The sequence below is a fragment of the Microbacterium sp. MMO-56 genome (genome assembly GCF_037146215.1).
In the GTDB taxonomy this organism is placed as follows: domain Bacteria; phylum Actinomycetota; class Actinomycetes; order Actinomycetales; family Microbacteriaceae; genus Microbacterium.
On sequence record NZ_JBBCVW010000004.1, the window covers coordinates 258,672 to 274,407 of the forward strand.

13 protein-coding genes are annotated in these 15,736 nt (G+C 71.7%); 12 read left to right on the forward strand and 1 reads right to left on the reverse strand.

The window, feature by feature from the left end; genetic code table 11:
- Window positions 1-4 precede the first annotated feature (4 nt).
- Window positions 5-1,285 carry an ROK family protein gene (locus WFI00_RS05895; protein ID WP_336630545.1) on the reverse strand — a complete coding sequence of 427 codons (1,281 nt, stop codon included), beginning with the start codon at window positions 1,283-1,285 and terminating at the stop codon, window positions 5-7.
- A gap of 101 nt (window positions 1,286-1,386) precedes the next feature.
- Between WFI00_RS05895 and WFI00_RS05900 the strand changes: the two genes are divergently transcribed.
- The 12 genes from WFI00_RS05900 to ilvD all read left to right on the forward strand — a co-directional run bounded on the left by WFI00_RS05900 (window position 1,387) and on the right by ilvD (window position 15,087).
- Window positions 1,387-2,424 carry a Gfo/Idh/MocA family protein gene (locus WFI00_RS05900; protein WP_336630546.1) on the forward strand — a complete coding sequence of 346 codons (1,038 nt, stop codon included), beginning with the start codon at window positions 1,387-1,389 and terminating at the stop codon, window positions 2,422-2,424.
- Window positions 2,421-3,182, forward strand: a complete 762-nt coding sequence (locus WFI00_RS05905) for a hypothetical protein (RefSeq protein ID WP_336630547.1) — start codon at window positions 2,421-2,423, stop codon at window positions 3,180-3,182. Before WFI00_RS05900 ends, WFI00_RS05905 begins: the two co-directional genes overlap by 4 nt.
- 76 nt (window positions 3,183-3,258) lie before the next feature.
- Complete coding sequence (locus WFI00_RS05910) at window positions 3,259-4,236, forward strand: fumarylacetoacetate hydrolase family protein (RefSeq protein ID WP_336630548.1); 978 nt, start codon at window positions 3,259-3,261, stop codon at window positions 4,234-4,236.
- Complete coding sequence (locus tag WFI00_RS05915; protein ID WP_442928297.1) at window positions 4,233-5,222, forward strand: cyclase family protein; 990 nt, start codon at window positions 4,233-4,235, stop codon at window positions 5,220-5,222. The genes WFI00_RS05910 and WFI00_RS05915 overlap by 4 nt, the downstream gene beginning before the upstream one ends.
- A gap of 36 nt (window positions 5,223-5,258) precedes the next feature.
- Window positions 5,259-6,392, forward strand: a complete 1,134-nt coding sequence (locus tag WFI00_RS05920) for an FAD-dependent monooxygenase (RefSeq protein ID WP_336630549.1) — start codon at window positions 5,259-5,261, stop codon at window positions 6,390-6,392.
- Window positions 6,389-7,396 (forward strand): amidohydrolase family protein, encoded by a 1,008-nt coding sequence (locus tag WFI00_RS05925; RefSeq protein WP_336630550.1) that lies wholly within the window; start codon window positions 6,389-6,391, stop codon window positions 7,394-7,396. The genes WFI00_RS05920 and WFI00_RS05925 overlap by 4 nt, the downstream gene beginning before the upstream one ends.
- A complete protein-coding gene (locus WFI00_RS05930) occupies window positions 7,393-8,379 on the forward strand; it encodes a fumarylacetoacetate hydrolase family protein (RefSeq protein WP_336630551.1) in 987 nt (328 codons plus the stop codon). The genes WFI00_RS05925 and WFI00_RS05930 overlap by 4 nt, the downstream gene beginning before the upstream one ends.
- A gap of 16 nt (window positions 8,380-8,395) precedes the next feature.
- Window positions 8,396-9,331 (forward strand): VOC family protein, encoded by a 936-nt coding sequence (locus WFI00_RS05935; protein WP_336630552.1) that lies wholly within the window; start codon window positions 8,396-8,398, stop codon window positions 9,329-9,331.
- Window positions 9,332-9,371: 40 nt separating this feature from the next.
- Window positions 9,372-9,890, forward strand: coding sequence for an RpiB/LacA/LacB family sugar-phosphate isomerase (locus WFI00_RS05940; protein WP_336630553.1), 519 nt, complete (start codon window positions 9,372-9,374; stop codon window positions 9,888-9,890).
- Window positions 9,891-10,031: 141 nt separating this feature from the next.
- Window positions 10,032-11,534: an MFS transporter gene (locus tag WFI00_RS05945; protein ID WP_336630554.1), complete on the forward strand. Its 1,503-nt coding sequence runs from the start codon at window positions 10,032-10,034 to the stop codon at window positions 11,532-11,534.
- 42 nt (window positions 11,535-11,576) lie between these two features.
- Entirely contained in the window at window positions 11,577-13,181 is a 1,605-nt protein-coding gene (locus WFI00_RS05950; protein WP_336630555.1) for a GMC oxidoreductase, read from the forward strand.
- Window positions 13,182-13,185: 4 nt separating this feature from the next.
- On the forward strand, window positions 13,186-15,087 hold the full coding sequence (ilvD, locus tag WFI00_RS05955; protein ID WP_336630556.1) for a dihydroxy-acid dehydratase: 1,902 nt from the start codon (window positions 13,186-13,188) through the stop codon (window positions 15,085-15,087).
- The last annotated feature ends 649 nt before the right edge of the window (window positions 15,088-15,736 follow it).

Genomic DNA, 15,736 nt, shown 5'->3' on the forward strand with positions numbered 1-15,736 from the left:
CGTCTTATGTTGAAAAAGGGAAGAAGGCGTCATCACCCGACCGGACGGCCGCGATGGTCGGACGACCTTCGGCGAACCACCTCGGGAACGTCGCCTCGAACAGCTGTTCGCGGGCGAGTTCCGCACCGCCCCGCAGGGGCTCGGCTGGGTCGTCGAGCGACTGCACGATGGTGAGGTCTCGGGTCGCGAGGGGGATGGACAGCTCGTACACCCGCTGCCGGATCTCGGCCAGATAGATCTCTCCCGCAGAGGCGACGGCGCCGCCGATCACGACGGTGCCCGGATTGAACACGTTGACGAGGGTGGCTATCGACTCGCCCATGACGCGGGCCGAGCTCTGGATCAGCGAGATCGCCAACGCGTCGCCGTCCTCGGCGGCACGGGCCAGTGTCTCCGGGGTGAGCGTCCCCGGCTCGATGGACGCGAGCCGGCTCTCCGCGCCCTCGGCCAGGCGGCGCTCGGCGTCGCGGACCATCGCCCACCCGCCCGCGACGGCCTCCAGGCAACCGATCTTGCCGCAGCGGCACGCCGCGTCGGAATCGCGCACCCGCACGTGTCCGATGTCGCCCGCGGCTCCGTTCACGCCGCGGTGCAGATGGCCGGAGGAGAGAAGCCCGGTGCCGATTCCCGTGCCTACCTTGCAGTAGATCACGTCGGCGTGACCTCGGCCGCGGGCTCGCTCGCCGAGTGCGAGGAGGTTCACGTCGTTGTCGACCCACGTCGGGGCATCCAGGTGGTCTTCGAACCGTCCGCGGATGTCGAATCCGTTCCACCCCGGCATGATGGGCGGCGCGACCGGTTTGCCCGTCGCGAAGTCGACGGGACCGGGGATGCCCACGGCGACCGCCCAGACGGGCGCGTCGCCCGTCCGTCGCAGCAGGTCGTCGACCACGTGGAGAACGCGATCGAGTGTGTCGGCGGGGCCGCGCGCGATGTCCCAGTCCTCGTGCGACTGCTCGAGGAGCACGCCGTCGAGATCGGCCACGCCGATGTGGAAATGCAGACCTCCCAGCGCGCAGATCACGATCCGTCCGGCGTCCGCGCGGAAGCGCAGGGTTCGCGGGGCGCGTCCTCCGGAGGACGGCGCGAACTCGCCGTCCTCGAGGAATCCCATCGTGATCGCGCTGTCCACGCGTTGCGCGACGACGCCTCGCCCGAGTCCGGTGAGACGGCCGATCTCGGGGCGGGTGCTCGCCTCGCCGGTGCGGACCATGTTGACGATGCGCAGGAGGCTCGTGACCTCATCGGTGTGCGCGCCGAATCGGAGCGTGGACTCGTGTGCCATGCACGGATTTTCACACAGGATCCGGCGGTCGGGGGCATTTGTGCCGGAGAAACATCGATCTCCGCCGAACTTAGGTACTGTTCATGCATAAGTGACGGGAGGTGGCGGTGTTCGGAGTCGGGATCATCGGATCGGGGCCGGGGGTGGCCGCACTGCACCTGCCGACCGCAGCGCGTGTGGAAGAGGCGTTCCGCGTCGTCCACGTCGCGGACGGCGGAAGCGGGCGGGCCGTCGAACTCGCGAACCGGCTCGGAGCACGGTCCTCCACCGGCGTCGGCGACCTCCTCCTCGATGACGAGGTGGAGGTCGTCGTCGTCGCGGGGCCGCCGCACCTGCACGCCGAGCACGTGCGCGCGGCGGTCGAGGCCGGAAAGCGCGGGATACTCTGCGAGAAGCCCCTCGCCCTCACGCACGACGACGTGGACGCCGTCGTCGATGCCGCGGCGACCGCGGGAACGGTGCTCCTGGTGGGCACGAATCATCTCTTCGATCCGGCGTGGGGCTATGCGAAGCACCACGTCGCCGCGGGCGGGCGCATCCGGACGATCTCGATCACGGCGTCGCTGCCGCCGAACGGCCGGTACCACTCCCTCGTGTCCGAACCGGCGCCGGTCCTCCCGGTGCGCCCGCTGCCCGCCCTCGACGATCCCCGGGTCGCCGCCGCTGTCGTCCGTCAACTCGTGCTGGGTCTCGTCGTCCACGACCTGCCGCTCGTGCGAGACCTCGCGCCGGGTGAGCCGGAGGTCGTCTTCGCGCGGATCGTCCCGCCCGTCGGGTGCGCCATCGGGTTCCGGATGGGTGACGTGCTCGTACGGATCAGTGCGTCGCTGCAGCCGGACGGGGCGGACGCGCTGTGGCGGATGGCGGTGGACACCGCGACGGATTCCTTCGAGATCGACTTTCCGCCCTCGTTCGTCCACGGGGGGAGTGCGCGTGCGCGCTCCGTCGGCGAAGGTGGGACGCAGACGCTCCATCCGCGACGTCCCGACGACGGCTACGTGCTGGAGTGGCGCGCATGGGGTGACGCGCTGACGGGACAGTCCGCCATGGACCTCGACGACATCCGCGCCGACGCGCACTTCGCGGTCTCACTCGCGGACGGCGCGGCTGCGGCCGTCCTCGCGGGGGTCCGCGGATGAACACGCTCGCTACCCTGCTCGCGGGCTATCGCGTCGCCGCCGCCGAATTGGCGGGCAGTGTCCGCGCGACGGACGGCCCCGCGGAGATCGTGGCGGTCCACGGTGATCCGAGCGGCCTCGCCGAGGCGGCGCAGCGGATCTCGGCGGGCGCTCGAGTGGTGATCGTCGACCGGCCGCGCACCGATGACGGACTGGTCGAGGGACTGCTCGGATGTGCCCGCGCCGGAGCGGCTGTCCTCCTGGCCCGACCCGGGTTGCGCGCCGACGTCGCGGGCGACGCCGCGCCGTCGTCCGCATCCGCGGATGTCGCCGTGCAGGTACAGGCGCCCGCGCGTCAGCTGCTCGATGCTCTGGTCGACGCCGTCGGCTGGGCGCGTCTGTTCGGTGGCGGCGTGCTCGCCCTCCGTGCGGTCGCGCGCGTGGGCGGAGCTGTCCTGGCCGACCTCGCCGGCCCGGGTGCGGCAGCGTCCGTCCTGGCATCCGAGCGTCTCGGCGGCGCAGGAGAGGGCAGGCTGCGGGTGACGGCCGTCGGCGTCGACCGCGTCGAGGTCGTCTCCGCGGGCGATCACGCCGTCGTGACGCGCTCGACCCGGCAGGGTGACCTCGCCCTGCCGAGACGGTGGGAGTCCGTCGAGAGGCTCGCCCTGCGGCGCGCCCTCGCGTTTCTCTCCGGCGACCAGCACGTGGCGGATCTGGACGAATGGGCTCACGACGTCGACGTCGCCGCGCGGATCTCCGCCGCGCATCACGCAGGCTGATTCCCACTATTGCCAGGATCGACTTCCCTTATGTCGATTCTCGACAGATAGTGGGAGGGATCGGAAAGGACAGACGATGACGTCGACCGGGCCCGCAGCCCCTTACGCGCTGACGCGATTCCGCGTTGCCGATCCCGACGTCCCCGCCACGATCGGGTTGGTGACGGGGGAGCGTATTCGCGCGCTCACCGAGGCCGAGCTCGGTGCTCCGGATCTCAACGCGTTCCTCGCCGAACCCGACTGGGCGCGTCTGGACTCCCTCGCGGGCGACGACGCCGCCGACTGGACTCCGCTCGCGGACGTCGTCCTCCTCGCGCCCGTGCAGCCGCGCCAAGTGCTGCAGGCGGGGGCGAACTATCGTCAGCACGTCATCGAGCTCGTCGCCGCGGGCCTGACGAACACCTCGGGTCGCACGCCCGAAGAGGCGCGCGCCTTCGCCGCGGACCTCATGGACGAGCGCGCGAAGACCGGCGAGCCCTACTTCTTCATCGGACTCCCCGCCTGCGTGGTGGGAGACGATGCGCCCCTGGTGCTTCCCGCCTACAGCGCCGTGCACGACTGGGAGCTCGAGCTCGCCGTGGTCATCGGACGGGAGGCGTTCCGGGTGGGCCGCGACGACGCCCTCGACCACGTCGCCGGCTACACGATCGTCAACGACATCACGACCCGAGATCTCGTGTTCCGCGCCGACATGAAAGAGATCGGCACGGACTGGTACCGGGCCAAGAACGCGCCGGGGTTCCTTCCGACGGGACCGTTTCTCGTGCCGGCGCCGTTCGTCGACCCGGCGGCGCTGCGGGTCACCCTCGACCTGAACGGGCGGACCATGCAGGACGGCCGCACCGACGACCTCCTGTTCGACGTACCCGCGCTCGTCTCGGCGGCATCCCAGACGATGCCGCTTCTGCCCGGAGACCTCCTGCTCACCGGGAGCCCCGCCGGCAACGGCCAGCACTGGAAGCGCTTCCTGCAGGACGGCGACGTCATGACCGGCGCGATCACGGGTCTCGGCGCGCAGGTGGTGCGGTGCATCGCCGAGGAGCGTGTGCCGTGATCCCGTCGGAGGACCCCGCCCGCATCGACCGCTCCGACCCCGACGCCGAGATCCGTGCGCGCGCCACGGCGTTCCGCAACTGGGGGCGCTGGGGGGAGGACGACGTCCTCGGCACGCTCAACTTCATCGACGAGGCTAAGCGGGTGGCTGCCGCCGCCCTCGTCCGCACCGGACGAGTCGTCTCGCTCGCGCAGGCCTTCGACACCGACGGGCCGCAGAAGGGGTGGCGGAGGCGCACCAATCCCGTCCACACCATGACCGACACCGGGACGGATGCCGAGCGCGGCACCCAGGGATTCCCGCACGGCATCGGCGGCGCCGACGACGTCATCGCGATGCCCCTCCAGTGCTCGACGCAGTGGGACGGCCTCGGGCACATCTTCGACCAGGGATTCGCCTGGAACGGCCGGCGTGCCGGCGACGTCGTGACGAGCGACGGCGATCTCGTGACAGGCATCGAGCACGCCGCCGCGGCGGTCGTCTCACGGGGCGTCCTCCTCGACGTCGGACGTCACCTCTCGCCGGCATCGGGCGAGCTCGAGGACGGATACGCCATCACCGCCGCGGACCTCGACGGCACCGCGGCGGCACAGGGCGTCGTCGTCGAGCGCGGAGACATCGTGCTCGTCCGCACCGGCCAGTACGGCCGGACCCGCCGCGACGGGTGGGGCGACTACGCAGGCGGCCCGGCTCCGGGCCTCTCGCTCACGACGGCCGGCTGGCTGCACCGTTCCGAGATCGCCGCGATCGCGACCGACACCTGGGGGTTCGAGGTGCGGCCGAACGAGTTCGACGTGCCGTCGTTCCAGCCGCTGCACCAGGTCGTCATCCCCAACCTCGGGCTCACGATCGGCGAGATGTGGAATCTCGAGGAGCTCGGCGAGGCGTGTCGGGAGCGTCGCCGCTGGGACTTCCTCCTCGCCGCCCCGCCGCTTCCGATCACCGGCGCCGTCGGCTCCCCGATCAACCCCGTCGCCGTGCTGTGAGCACGACCCCGAACGAGAGAACAGAGAGGTTCTGACATGACCGCCGTGACCAAGGTCGCCGTCGTCGGCAGCGGTGCCGCCGGACTCGCATCCGCCATCCAGCTCGCGAAGGCCGGCGTCGCCGTCGACGTGTTCGAGGCGAAGCCCGCCCTCAGTGCGCTCGGGTCGGGCATCACGCTGCAGGGGAACGCATTGCGCGCCTTCGGCGAGCTGGGCATCTGGCCCCAGGTGGAAGAGCAGGGCTACTTCTTCGAGGGCCTGAACCTGCGCGCACCCGGCCCCGGTGCCCCGATCGTCGCGCAGCTGCCCGACGTGCAGACCGGCGGGCCCGACTACCCGGCCTGCGGCGGGATGTACCGCCCGGATCTCGCCGCCATCATGGTCGCCCGTGCCGAGGAGGCCGGGGCGACGGTGCGTTTCGGTGCGCGAGTGACCGGCCTCGTGCCCTCCGCCGACGCGGTCGAGCTCGTCGTCGACGGCGCCTCCGCGGGCGACTACGACCTGGTGATCGGTGCGGACGGTCTCAACTCCACGGTGCGGGACCTGATCGGGATCGCGACGAAGCCGGAGCCGTTCGGCATGGGGATCTGGCGCGCCTTCGTGGCGCGACCCGCCGAGGTCACGACGAGCGAGCTGTACTACGGCGGTCCGGTCTACATCGCCGGCTACACCCCCACCGGGGAGGACACGATGTACGCGTTCCTCGTCGAGGACGCGCAGGACCGCGTCGGCATCGCAGACGACGAGGCGACCCGGATCATGATCGAGCAGTCGATGGCCTATCACGGCCCGTGGGAGTCGATCCGGGAGAGCCTCGCGCAGGGCGCCCAGGTCAACTACACGTGGTTCACGCGGCACATCGTCGCCGAGCCGTGGAATCGGGGGCGCGTGGTCATCATCGGCGACGCCGCCCACAGCTGCCCGCCCACGATCGCCCAGGGAGCGGCGCAGGCGCTCGAGGACGCGCTCGTCCTCACGGAACTGCTCGTGTCCTCCGACGCGATCGACGAGGCGATGTGGGATGCCTTCCACGCCCGGCGCGTCCCGCGCGCGACCGCCGTCGTCGAGGCATCCGCCCAGCTCGGCCGGTGGCAGCTCGAGCACGACCGCGACGCGGATGCCGGTGGGCTCATCTTCGGGATCGCCCAGCGGATGGCCCAGCCCGCATGACCACCGACGTCCACGCCCACCTGCTTCTGCCCGGGATGCAGGACGAAGTGCAGCGCCGCGATCCGGACGGGTTCGCGGCCGCCGCCGCCCTCGAACGCCGCCGCAACGGGGACGCGAGCCTCGCGGTGTCGGGGCCGATGGTCGGTGCGCGCATCCCGCGCCTGACCGACGTGTCGGTGCGCTTGGCCGAGATGGATCGCCAGGGTGTCGACCGGCAGTGGGTCTCGGTGTCGCCGAGCCACTTCTACCCCTGGGCGGACCAGGAGCTCGCCCTCTGGGTCGCGCGCGAGACGAACCGGCTCGTCGCCGCGCACGTCGCGCTGGCGCCCGACCGGCTCACCGGTCTCGGCGTGATCCCGCTGCAGCATCCGACGCTCTCCGTCGAGGCGCTCGAGGATGCCGTGCTCGGCCACGGCCTCGCGGGCGTCGAGATCTCGTCGTTCGCGGGCGACGTCGAGCTGTCCGACGAACGGCTCGAGCCGTTCTGGGCGCGCGCCGCGGCACTCGGGGCCGTCGTCTTCCTGCATCCGTTCGGCTGCTCGCTCGACGAGCGCCTCGATCGCTTCTATCTGTCGAACACCGTCGGTCAACCCGCCGAGAATGCCGTCGCGCTGTCGCATCTGATCTTCTCGGGCGTGCTCGACCGGCATCCCGACCTCGTGCTCGTGGCCGCCCACGGCGGGGGATACCTGCCCACCGCGATCGGGCGGAGCGACCACGCCTGGCGGGTGCGCCCGGACGCGCGCGGCTGCGCGCACGAGCCGTCGTCGTACCTGTCGCGGATCTGGTTCGACACCGTCGTCCACGACGCGGTCGCGCTGCGTCGCCTCGTCGAGACGGCCGGTGCCGAGCGGGTCGTGCTCGGCAGCGACTATCCGTTCGACATGGGCCTCGACGATCCGGTCGCGTTCGTGCGGTCGGCGGGACTGCCCGACGACGTCGTGACGGGCATCCTCTCGCGCACCGCCGACGCGCTCGTCCGCCCCCGGGTGGTGTCCTCATGAGGATCGCCCGGTGGCGCTACGGCGACGTCGTCGGGGAGGGCCTCGTCGAGCGCGACGCCGTCGTCCCGTTCCCCGACGGTCTCACCGTCGCCGACGTGCTGGCCCGCGGTCTCGACGCGGCGATCGCGCTGCGCGAGCACGCGCTCCGCGAGGGGGAGGGCACGGCGCGTCCGCTCCGTTCGGTGACGCTCCTCGCGCCGCTCGTGCCCGCCTCCGTCCGCGACTTCGTCGCGTTCGAGGAGCACGTGGAGGGGGTATCGGCGAGCGTCGACGGGCGGAGCGAGGTCGTGCCGGAGTGGTACGAGGCGCCGACCTTCTACTTCACGAACCCGCACACGATCCTGGGCCCCGGCGAGCCGGTCGCGCCTCCGATGACCGAACGTCTCGACTTCGAGCTCGAGGTCGCCGCCGTGGTCGGGGGCGTGTCGGGCTCGGACGGACGGAACCTGGACGCCGCGCGCGCCGCATCCCACATCTTCGGCTACACGATCATGAACGACTGGTCCGCTCGCGATCTGCAGAGCCGGGAGATGAAGGTGCGCCTGGGCCCCGCGAAGGGCAAGGACTTCGGCACGTCGCTCGGACCCTGGATCGTCACCGCCGACGAGCTCGCGGGGTTCCTCGACGCCGACGGCTTCCTGGCGGTGCGTGCCGAGGTGCGCGTCAACGGCGAGCTCATCGGCGAGGACCTCGTCTCCCACATGGGCTGGCCCTTCTCCGTTCTCGTGGCCTACGCCTCGCGGAACTCCCGCGTCGTCCCCGGTGACGTGCTCGGTTCGGGCACCGTCGGCGGCGGGGGATGCCTCGGCGAGCTGTGGGGGCGGGCGGGCGCCCTCACCCCGCCGCCGCTGCGCGAGGGCGACGAGGTCGCCCTCGCCGTCGAGGGCATCGGCGAGCTCGTCGCCCGGGTCGGGCCGTGCGTTCCCGCGCCGTCCCTTCCGCCCGCGGTGGCCCGTCCCCGCACCCGACACCGAACCATCTGAGAGAGAGGAGTCGACGATGACCCGACGACTCGTGTCCCACCTCCGCTACGCGGCCCTCGCGGTGCCCGACTTCGCCACCGAGCGCGACTTCTTCCGTGACTTCTGGGGGCTCACCGAGGTCCATGCCGAAGACGGGCTCAGCTACCTGGCGGCCGAGGGGTCGACGGAGCCGTACATCCTGCGCTTGCGTGCGGGGGAGAAGCGCATCGACCTCGTCGGCTTCGCGGTCGCGACCGGCGACGACCTGACGTCGCTCGCCGACAAGCTGCGTGCCGAGGGCGTGGAGTTCGTGCACGAGATCCGCGAGCTCGATGCGTTCGACGGCGGGCGGGGCTTCCGCGTCTTCGACGGCGACGGACGCGTGCTGGAGTTCTCGGTCGGCTACCGGACGCGGCAGGCGAGGAAGATCCGTGAGCGCGAGCCCATCCCGGCGAAGCTCTCGCACGTCGTGTTCAACTCCGCGAACCTGCAGCGGTCGGCGGATTGGTACATCGAACACCTCGACTTCGACATCTCCGACTCGCTCGTGCGCCCCGACGGTGGCCCGATGATGCACTTCCTCCGGTGCAATCCGACGCACCACTCGCTCGCGATCGCGCAGGGGCCGCACCACTCGCTCCACCACCTCTCGTTCGAGATGCGGGGGATCGAGGAGTGGATGCGCGGCGCCGGCAAGATCCTGCGCTCGGGCGCACGGATGATCTGGGGGCCCGGCCGGCACAACGCCGGCGACAACACGTTCGCCTACTTCCTCAGTCCCGCCGGCAACACGATCGAGTACACGACAGAGCTCGCCGTCCTCGACGAGGAGACCTGGGAGCCGCACCGCCTCGACATGACGCAGGTGTCCAGTCAGGACCAGTGGGGCACGGCGCAGGCGATGAGCGAGCTCATCGCGCGCGAATCGTTCAACGACATCGACAAGGGGCTGTTCGTCGCACCTCCGGTGTGACGCGCGGCCCGGCATCCGACCCATCCGAGGGGGACACACCATGACACGCATCCATGTCGCCGCCGATCACGGCGGGTACGAGCTCGGCCGGGCCCTCGAGGCGCGGGCCCGCGCGGCGGGGCACGAGGTCGTCTGGCACGGAGCGGACGAGCTCGATCCCGGCGACGACTACCCGGTGTTCGCGATACGCGTGGGCACGGCGGTCGTGACCGATCAGGACGCCGGGGTCGACGCGTTCGGCCTGCTCGTCGTCGACGAGGGGGCGGCCGGGATCGTCGCGGCGAACAAGGTCAACGGCGCGCGTGCCGTCGGATCCGCCTCGCCGCGCTCGGCGGCGCAGGCGCGGGAGGTCGTCGATGCGAACGTTCTGGTGGTGGAGGGCATCGCGTTCGAGGAGAACGCGTGGCTGACGCTCGCCGCGTTCGTCACCGCCCGCCTGCCGCACGATGTCGACCGGGGCCGCCGGATCCTGCAGATCGAAGAGTACGAGAACTCCGGCACGATCGAGGGCTGGGCCGTGCAGCTGGAGACACGCCAGATCCTCGTCTCGCACGAGTGACGTACTTTGGTTGCTTTCACGCCTAAGTCTGACTAGAGTGAAGGGGACGTCGGGGTTCGCGCGCGAACCCGTTCCGCCGCGGACAGAGCCGCGCCGGGCACACACCGTCGCGTCGACGGCCCGATCTCTCGGGTGACGCACATGCATCTTTCTCCGCTCCGTCTCCGCATCCTCGTCGGCTCGCTCCTGACGGTCTCGTTCCTCGGCGCCCTCGACCACACCGTCGTCTCCACATCGCTCGCGACCGTCGCCGGCGAACTCGGCGCACTCGAGCACATGGCCTGGGTCGTCGTCGGCTTCACCCTCGCCGCGACGGTCGTGCTCCCCGTCATCGGCAAGCTCGGCGACGTCGTCGGACCGCGGCAGGTGTTCCTCATCGCGCTCGCCGTCTTCGTCGTCGCCTCCCTTGCCTGCGGCTTCGCGCAGGACATGACGCAGCTGATCGCGGCGCGCGTGCTCCAGGGCATGAGCTCGGCGGGGCTTCAGCTCATGTCGCAGACGATCGTCGCCTACGTCGCACCCCCGCGGGATCGCCCTCGGCTGCTCGCCATGATCGGTGCCGCCTTCCCGCTGGCGATCGTCGTGGGGCCCGTCCTGGGCGGTCTCATCACCGACTACTGGGGATGGCCGTGGGTGTTCTGGATCAACGTCCCGGTCGGCCTCGCGGCGTTCGCGCTCGCCGCCTACGCCGTTCCCCACGTCGTCCCCAGCGCGCGCCGGCGGGTCGACGTCGCCGGTGCCGCCGTGTTCGCCGTGGCCATGGTCGCCCTCGTCCTCGGCGTCACGTGGGCGGCCGACCCGCGCGCATCCCTCGCCGCCCTGTTCGTGCTCGTGCTCGCCGGCGTGTCCTTCGCGGTCTTCCTGGTGATCGAGTTCCGTTCGGCCGAGCCGATCGTGCCGGTCAGGTCGCTCGCGAACCGGACGATCGCCTGTGCGGTCGCACTGTCCGCGATCATCGGCGTGGGGCTGTTCTCCGTCGTGTCCTACCTGCCGACGTACGTTCAGCTCGCCTACGGCACCTCGGCGACCGTGTCGGGCATCGTCCCGATCGCCACGGTGTTCGGCATGCTCGCCGCCAACCTCGTGACGGGCTCTCGGGCGAGCCGGACCGGCCGCTATCGCGTGTATCCGATCGTCGGGACCTCTCTCGGTGCGGCGGCTCTGTGCGTCATGGGGCTGCTGCCACCGGGTCTCCCGCTGGGGGTCCCCGCGGTCGTCATGGGCGTGGTGGGGCTCGGCACCGGGAGCTTCATGAGCCTGATCCTCGCGATCGCGCAGAGCGCCGCACCGCGCCGTGAGCTCGGCGCGATCACCGCCACGACCAACCTCGTCCGTCAGGTCGGCGCCACGGTGGCCACGGCGGTCATCGGCGGTGTCATCGGTGTCGGTGTCGCCGCGGCGCTCCCGGCGGCGGTGGACGCCTCCTCGCTGACGCCCGAGGCGGCTCGGGCGCTGCCCGCGGCGCTCCGCGCCGAGGTCGCGGTGATCTACCACGATGTGTTCGCGCCCGTCTTCCTGGTCCTCGCCGCCGTCAACCTGCTCGGTCTCGTCGTCGCGCTGCTCCTGCCCGCGGGCACGCTCTCCGAGCATCTTGATCCCGCATCGGTGGAGCAGACAGGCACCGCGCGTCCCGCAACGGTCTGACACCCATCCCCATTCCTCACACCACGTCTCGAAGGAGAGAACATGAGCACCCATCCCGTCGTCGCCGTCGTCGGCTCCGGTCCCATCGGCTCGGCATACGCGCGCGTCATCCTCGAAGGCTCTCCCGACGCACGCGTCGTGATGTTCGAGGCCGGACCTCAGCTGACCGCGATCCCGGGCGAGAGCGTGCGCAACATCGCGGACCCCGAGGCCAAGCGCGTGGCGCGGCAGATGTCGCAGGGACCGCAGTCGGGATCCCACCGGGAGACCCTCGGGATCCCCGCGGGCGTCGTCGTGGAGGGTATGTTCACAGCGCGCGAGGGCACGCACCTGCTCGACTTCGGGGGTGCCGGCTCCGCGCACGCACCGACATTCCCCGCGGCCGCCGCCGCGACCAACGTGGGCGGGCAGGGTGCGCACTGGACCTGCGCGACCCCCGCCCCCGCCTTCAGCGAGAAGCTGCCGTTCGTCGCCGACGACGAATGGGACGACCTCGTCGCGGAAGCCGGACGCCTGCTGCACGTCCAGAGCGCGGCCTTCGCGGACTCGGCCGTCGGCGACGCGATCCGCTCGCTGCTGGACGAGGAGTTCGGTGCCGAGCTGCCCGAGGGATACGGCGCCTCGACGCTTCCCGTCGCCGGCGACCCGCAGCCGGACGGGTCGATGCGCTGGGCCGGCGCCGACGTCGTCCTCGGGCCGCTCATCGATCCCGCATCGCCGCTGTCGCACAGGTTCGAGCTGCGCGACCTCTCGCTCGTGCGGCGCCTCGAGCGCGACGGCGACCGCGTGACCGGGGTCATCGTCGAGGATCTGCGTGCGCACAGCGAGTACGCCTTCGCCGCCGATGTCGTGGTCGTCGCGGCCGACGCGTTCCGGACGCCCCAACTGCTGTGGGCCTCGGGCATCCGCCCTGCGGCCCTGGGGCGGTTCCTCACCGAGCATCACGTCGTCATCTGCACGGTCGCTCTGGACGCCGAGCGGATGGGACGCTTCGCCACCGAGGACGACCTTCGCGCCGAGCTCGGTCGACGCTCGCACAACCCGATCGATCCGGTGGCCGCGGTCAATCGCATCCCGTTCTCGGAGCCCGAGCATCCGTTCTCGTTGCAGGTCATGTACGCCGAGAACCCGCCGTTCGCCCTCGATCCGGCCCACCCCCACGCGGGCAACGCGTGGGGCTACGTGAACATGGGGTACGGCGTGCGCAAGCATCCGCGGTGGGAGGACGGCGTCCGCTTCCATGATGACGAGACGGATTACCGGGGCCTGCCGAACATGACCATCGAGTACGCCCTGACCGACACCGAGGAGGCGGAGATCGCGGCCGCCACCGAGCATCTGCAGCGCGCGGGGAACGCGCTGGGAACGTTCGTCGCCCCGCCGCGTCTGCTGCCGAACGGCTCGAGCCTGCACTACATGGGAACGACCCGCCTCGGCGTCGCGGACGACGGCACCTCCGTCGCGGACCCCTTCTCACGGGTGTGGGGTGTTCAGGGGCTCGTCATCGGAGGCAACGGCACCATTCCGACCGCGAACACCATGAACCCGACCCTCATGAGCGTGGCGATCGCGGTGCGCGGCGCGCGCGCCGTCGTGGACGAGCTGTCGACGACGCGGACGGAGACGCTTCCGGGCAGGGCAGAATAAGGGGATGCCCGCCCTTCGCTCCCGCACCGTCACCCACGGCCGCAACATGGCCGGCGCCCGCGCACTGCTGCGCGCCGCCGGCGTCGACGCCGCCGACTTCGGCAAGCCGCTCATCGCGGTGGCCAACAGCTTCACCGAGTTCGTCCCCGGCCACACGCACCTCGCACCCGTCGGCCGGATCGTCTCCGAGGCGATCCACGCCGCGGGCGGCATCGCGCGCGAGTTCAACACGATCGCCGTCGACGACGGCATCGCGATGGGCCACGGCGGCATGCTGTACTCCCTGCCCTCGCGCGACCTCATCGCCGACTCGGTCGAGTACATGGTCAACGCGCACTGCGCCGACGCCCTGGTCTGCATCTCGAACTGCGACAAGATCACGCCCGGCATGCTCATGGCGGCCCTGCGGCTGAACATCCCGGTCGTGTTCGTCTCGGGTGGACCGATGGAGTCCGGCCGCGCCGTCCTCACCGACGGCTCGGTGCGCACGCTCGATCTCGTCGACGCGATCTCGGATGCCGTCAACGAGAACATCTCCGACGCCGACATCCAGCGCATCGAGGAGCAGGCCTGCCCCACCTGCGGATCGTGCTCGGGCATGTTCACCGCCAACTCGATGAACTGCCTCACCGAGGCGCTCGGGCTCTCGCTCCCCGGCAACGGGTCGGTGCTGGCGACCCACACGGCGCGCAAGGCCCTCTACGAGAAGGCCGGCGCCCTCGCGGTGCAGCTCGCCCACCGCTACTACGACGAGGACGACGCCTCGGTGCTGCCCCGCAGCATCGCGACCCCGGGCGCCTTCGCCAACGCGATGACCCTCGACATCGCGATGGGCGGGTCGACGAACACGATCCTGCACCTGCTCGCCGCCGCCCACGAGGCGGGCGTCGACTTCGGCCTCGACGAGATCGACGCGATCTCCCGCCGCGTCCCGTGCCTCGCGAAGGTCGCCCCCAACCCCGCCTACGGCCGCATGTACTACATGGAGGACGTCCACCGCGCCGGGGGCATCCCGGCCATCCTCGGCGAACTCCGCCGCGGCGGTCTCCTCGACGAGTCGGTGCACACGGTGCACGCGGACGGCCTCGACGCGTGGCTGGGGGAGTGGGACATCCGTGGCGGCAGCGCCTCGGAGGAGGCGCTCGATCTCTGGCACGCCGCCCCCGGCGGGCGTCGGTCCTCGACGGCGTTCTCGCAGTCGGAGCGCTGGACCGCGCTCGATGAGGATGCCGCGGAGGGCTGCATCCGCGACGTCGCCCACGCGTACTCGGCCGACGGGGGACTCGCGGTGCTCCGCGGCAACATCGCCGTCGACGGCGCGGTCGTCAAGACCGCGGGCGTAGACCCGTCGATCTGGACCTTCTCCGGCCCCGCCGTGGTGTGCGAGTCGCAGGACGAGGCGGTCGAGAAGATCCTCGCCAAGCAGGTGAAGGCCGGCGACGTCGTCGTCATCCGCTACGAGGGTCCCAAGGGCGGCCCCGGCATGCAGGAGATGCTCTACCCGACCTCGTTCCTGAAGGGCCGCGGCCTCGGCAAGCAGTGCGCGCTCATCACGGACGGGCGCTTCTCGGGTGGAACCTCGGGGCTCTCGATCGGGCACGTCTCGCCCGAGGCCGCGTCCGGCGGGGTCATCGCCCTCGTCGAGGACGGCGACATCGTCTCGATCGACATCCCGACGCGGGCGATCTCGCTCGAGGTCGACGCCGCCGTGCTGGACGAGCGCCGGGCGCGCCTGCTCGAGGACGGCGGCTACCGCCCCCGCTCGCGCGAGCGCGTCGTCTCGCCCGCGCTCCGGGCATACGCCGCGATGGCGCTCTCGGCCGACAAGGGCGCCGTGCGCGACGTCGATGCCGTCGAGCGCGCCATGGCCCGCGTCGCCCAGGACGAGGCCGCCCTCCGCGTCTGACCCCCGCGGCTCGCGCCTCCGCGCCGCCGCGGCTCGCGCCGCCCGGCGCAGGAGGATCGTCCGGGGCAGGACATTCGCCCGGCGAGGCGTCCTGCGTTCGCCGGTCCTCCTGTTCTCGCGCCGCGCGCGCCGCGGCCCGCGTCGTGCCCGCCTTCCCCGCTCGCGCCCGATCGTGCGTCGACGCACGGGGGTGCTGCGCCGCGCCCGCATGTGCCCGGTTTCCGCCCTCCCGCATCCGCCGAGTGTCCAGGACGCGCCGCCGGACGGGGTGTCGCGCCGCGCGTCGTGGACACTCGCCGGGGTGCGGCGGCCTCGCGGAGGTGTGGTGCCCCGGGGGTGCGTGGTGCCCCGGGCTGGAGCGTCCGCCCTCCTGCATCCGCCGAGTGTCCAGGACGCGCCGCCCGACGGGGTTGTCGCGCCGCGCGTCGTGGACACTCGCCGGGGTGCGGCGGCCCCGCGGAGGTGGGGTGCGCCCGGGGCGTGTGGAGCGCCGGGGTGGAGCGTCCGCCCTCCTGCATCCGCCGAGTGTCCAGGACGTGCCGCCGGACGGGGTTGTCGCGCCGCGCGTCGTGGACACTCGCCGGGGTGAGGCGGTCCCGTGGAGGTGTGGTGCCCCGGGGGTGCGTGGTGCGCCGGGCTGGGGCGTCCG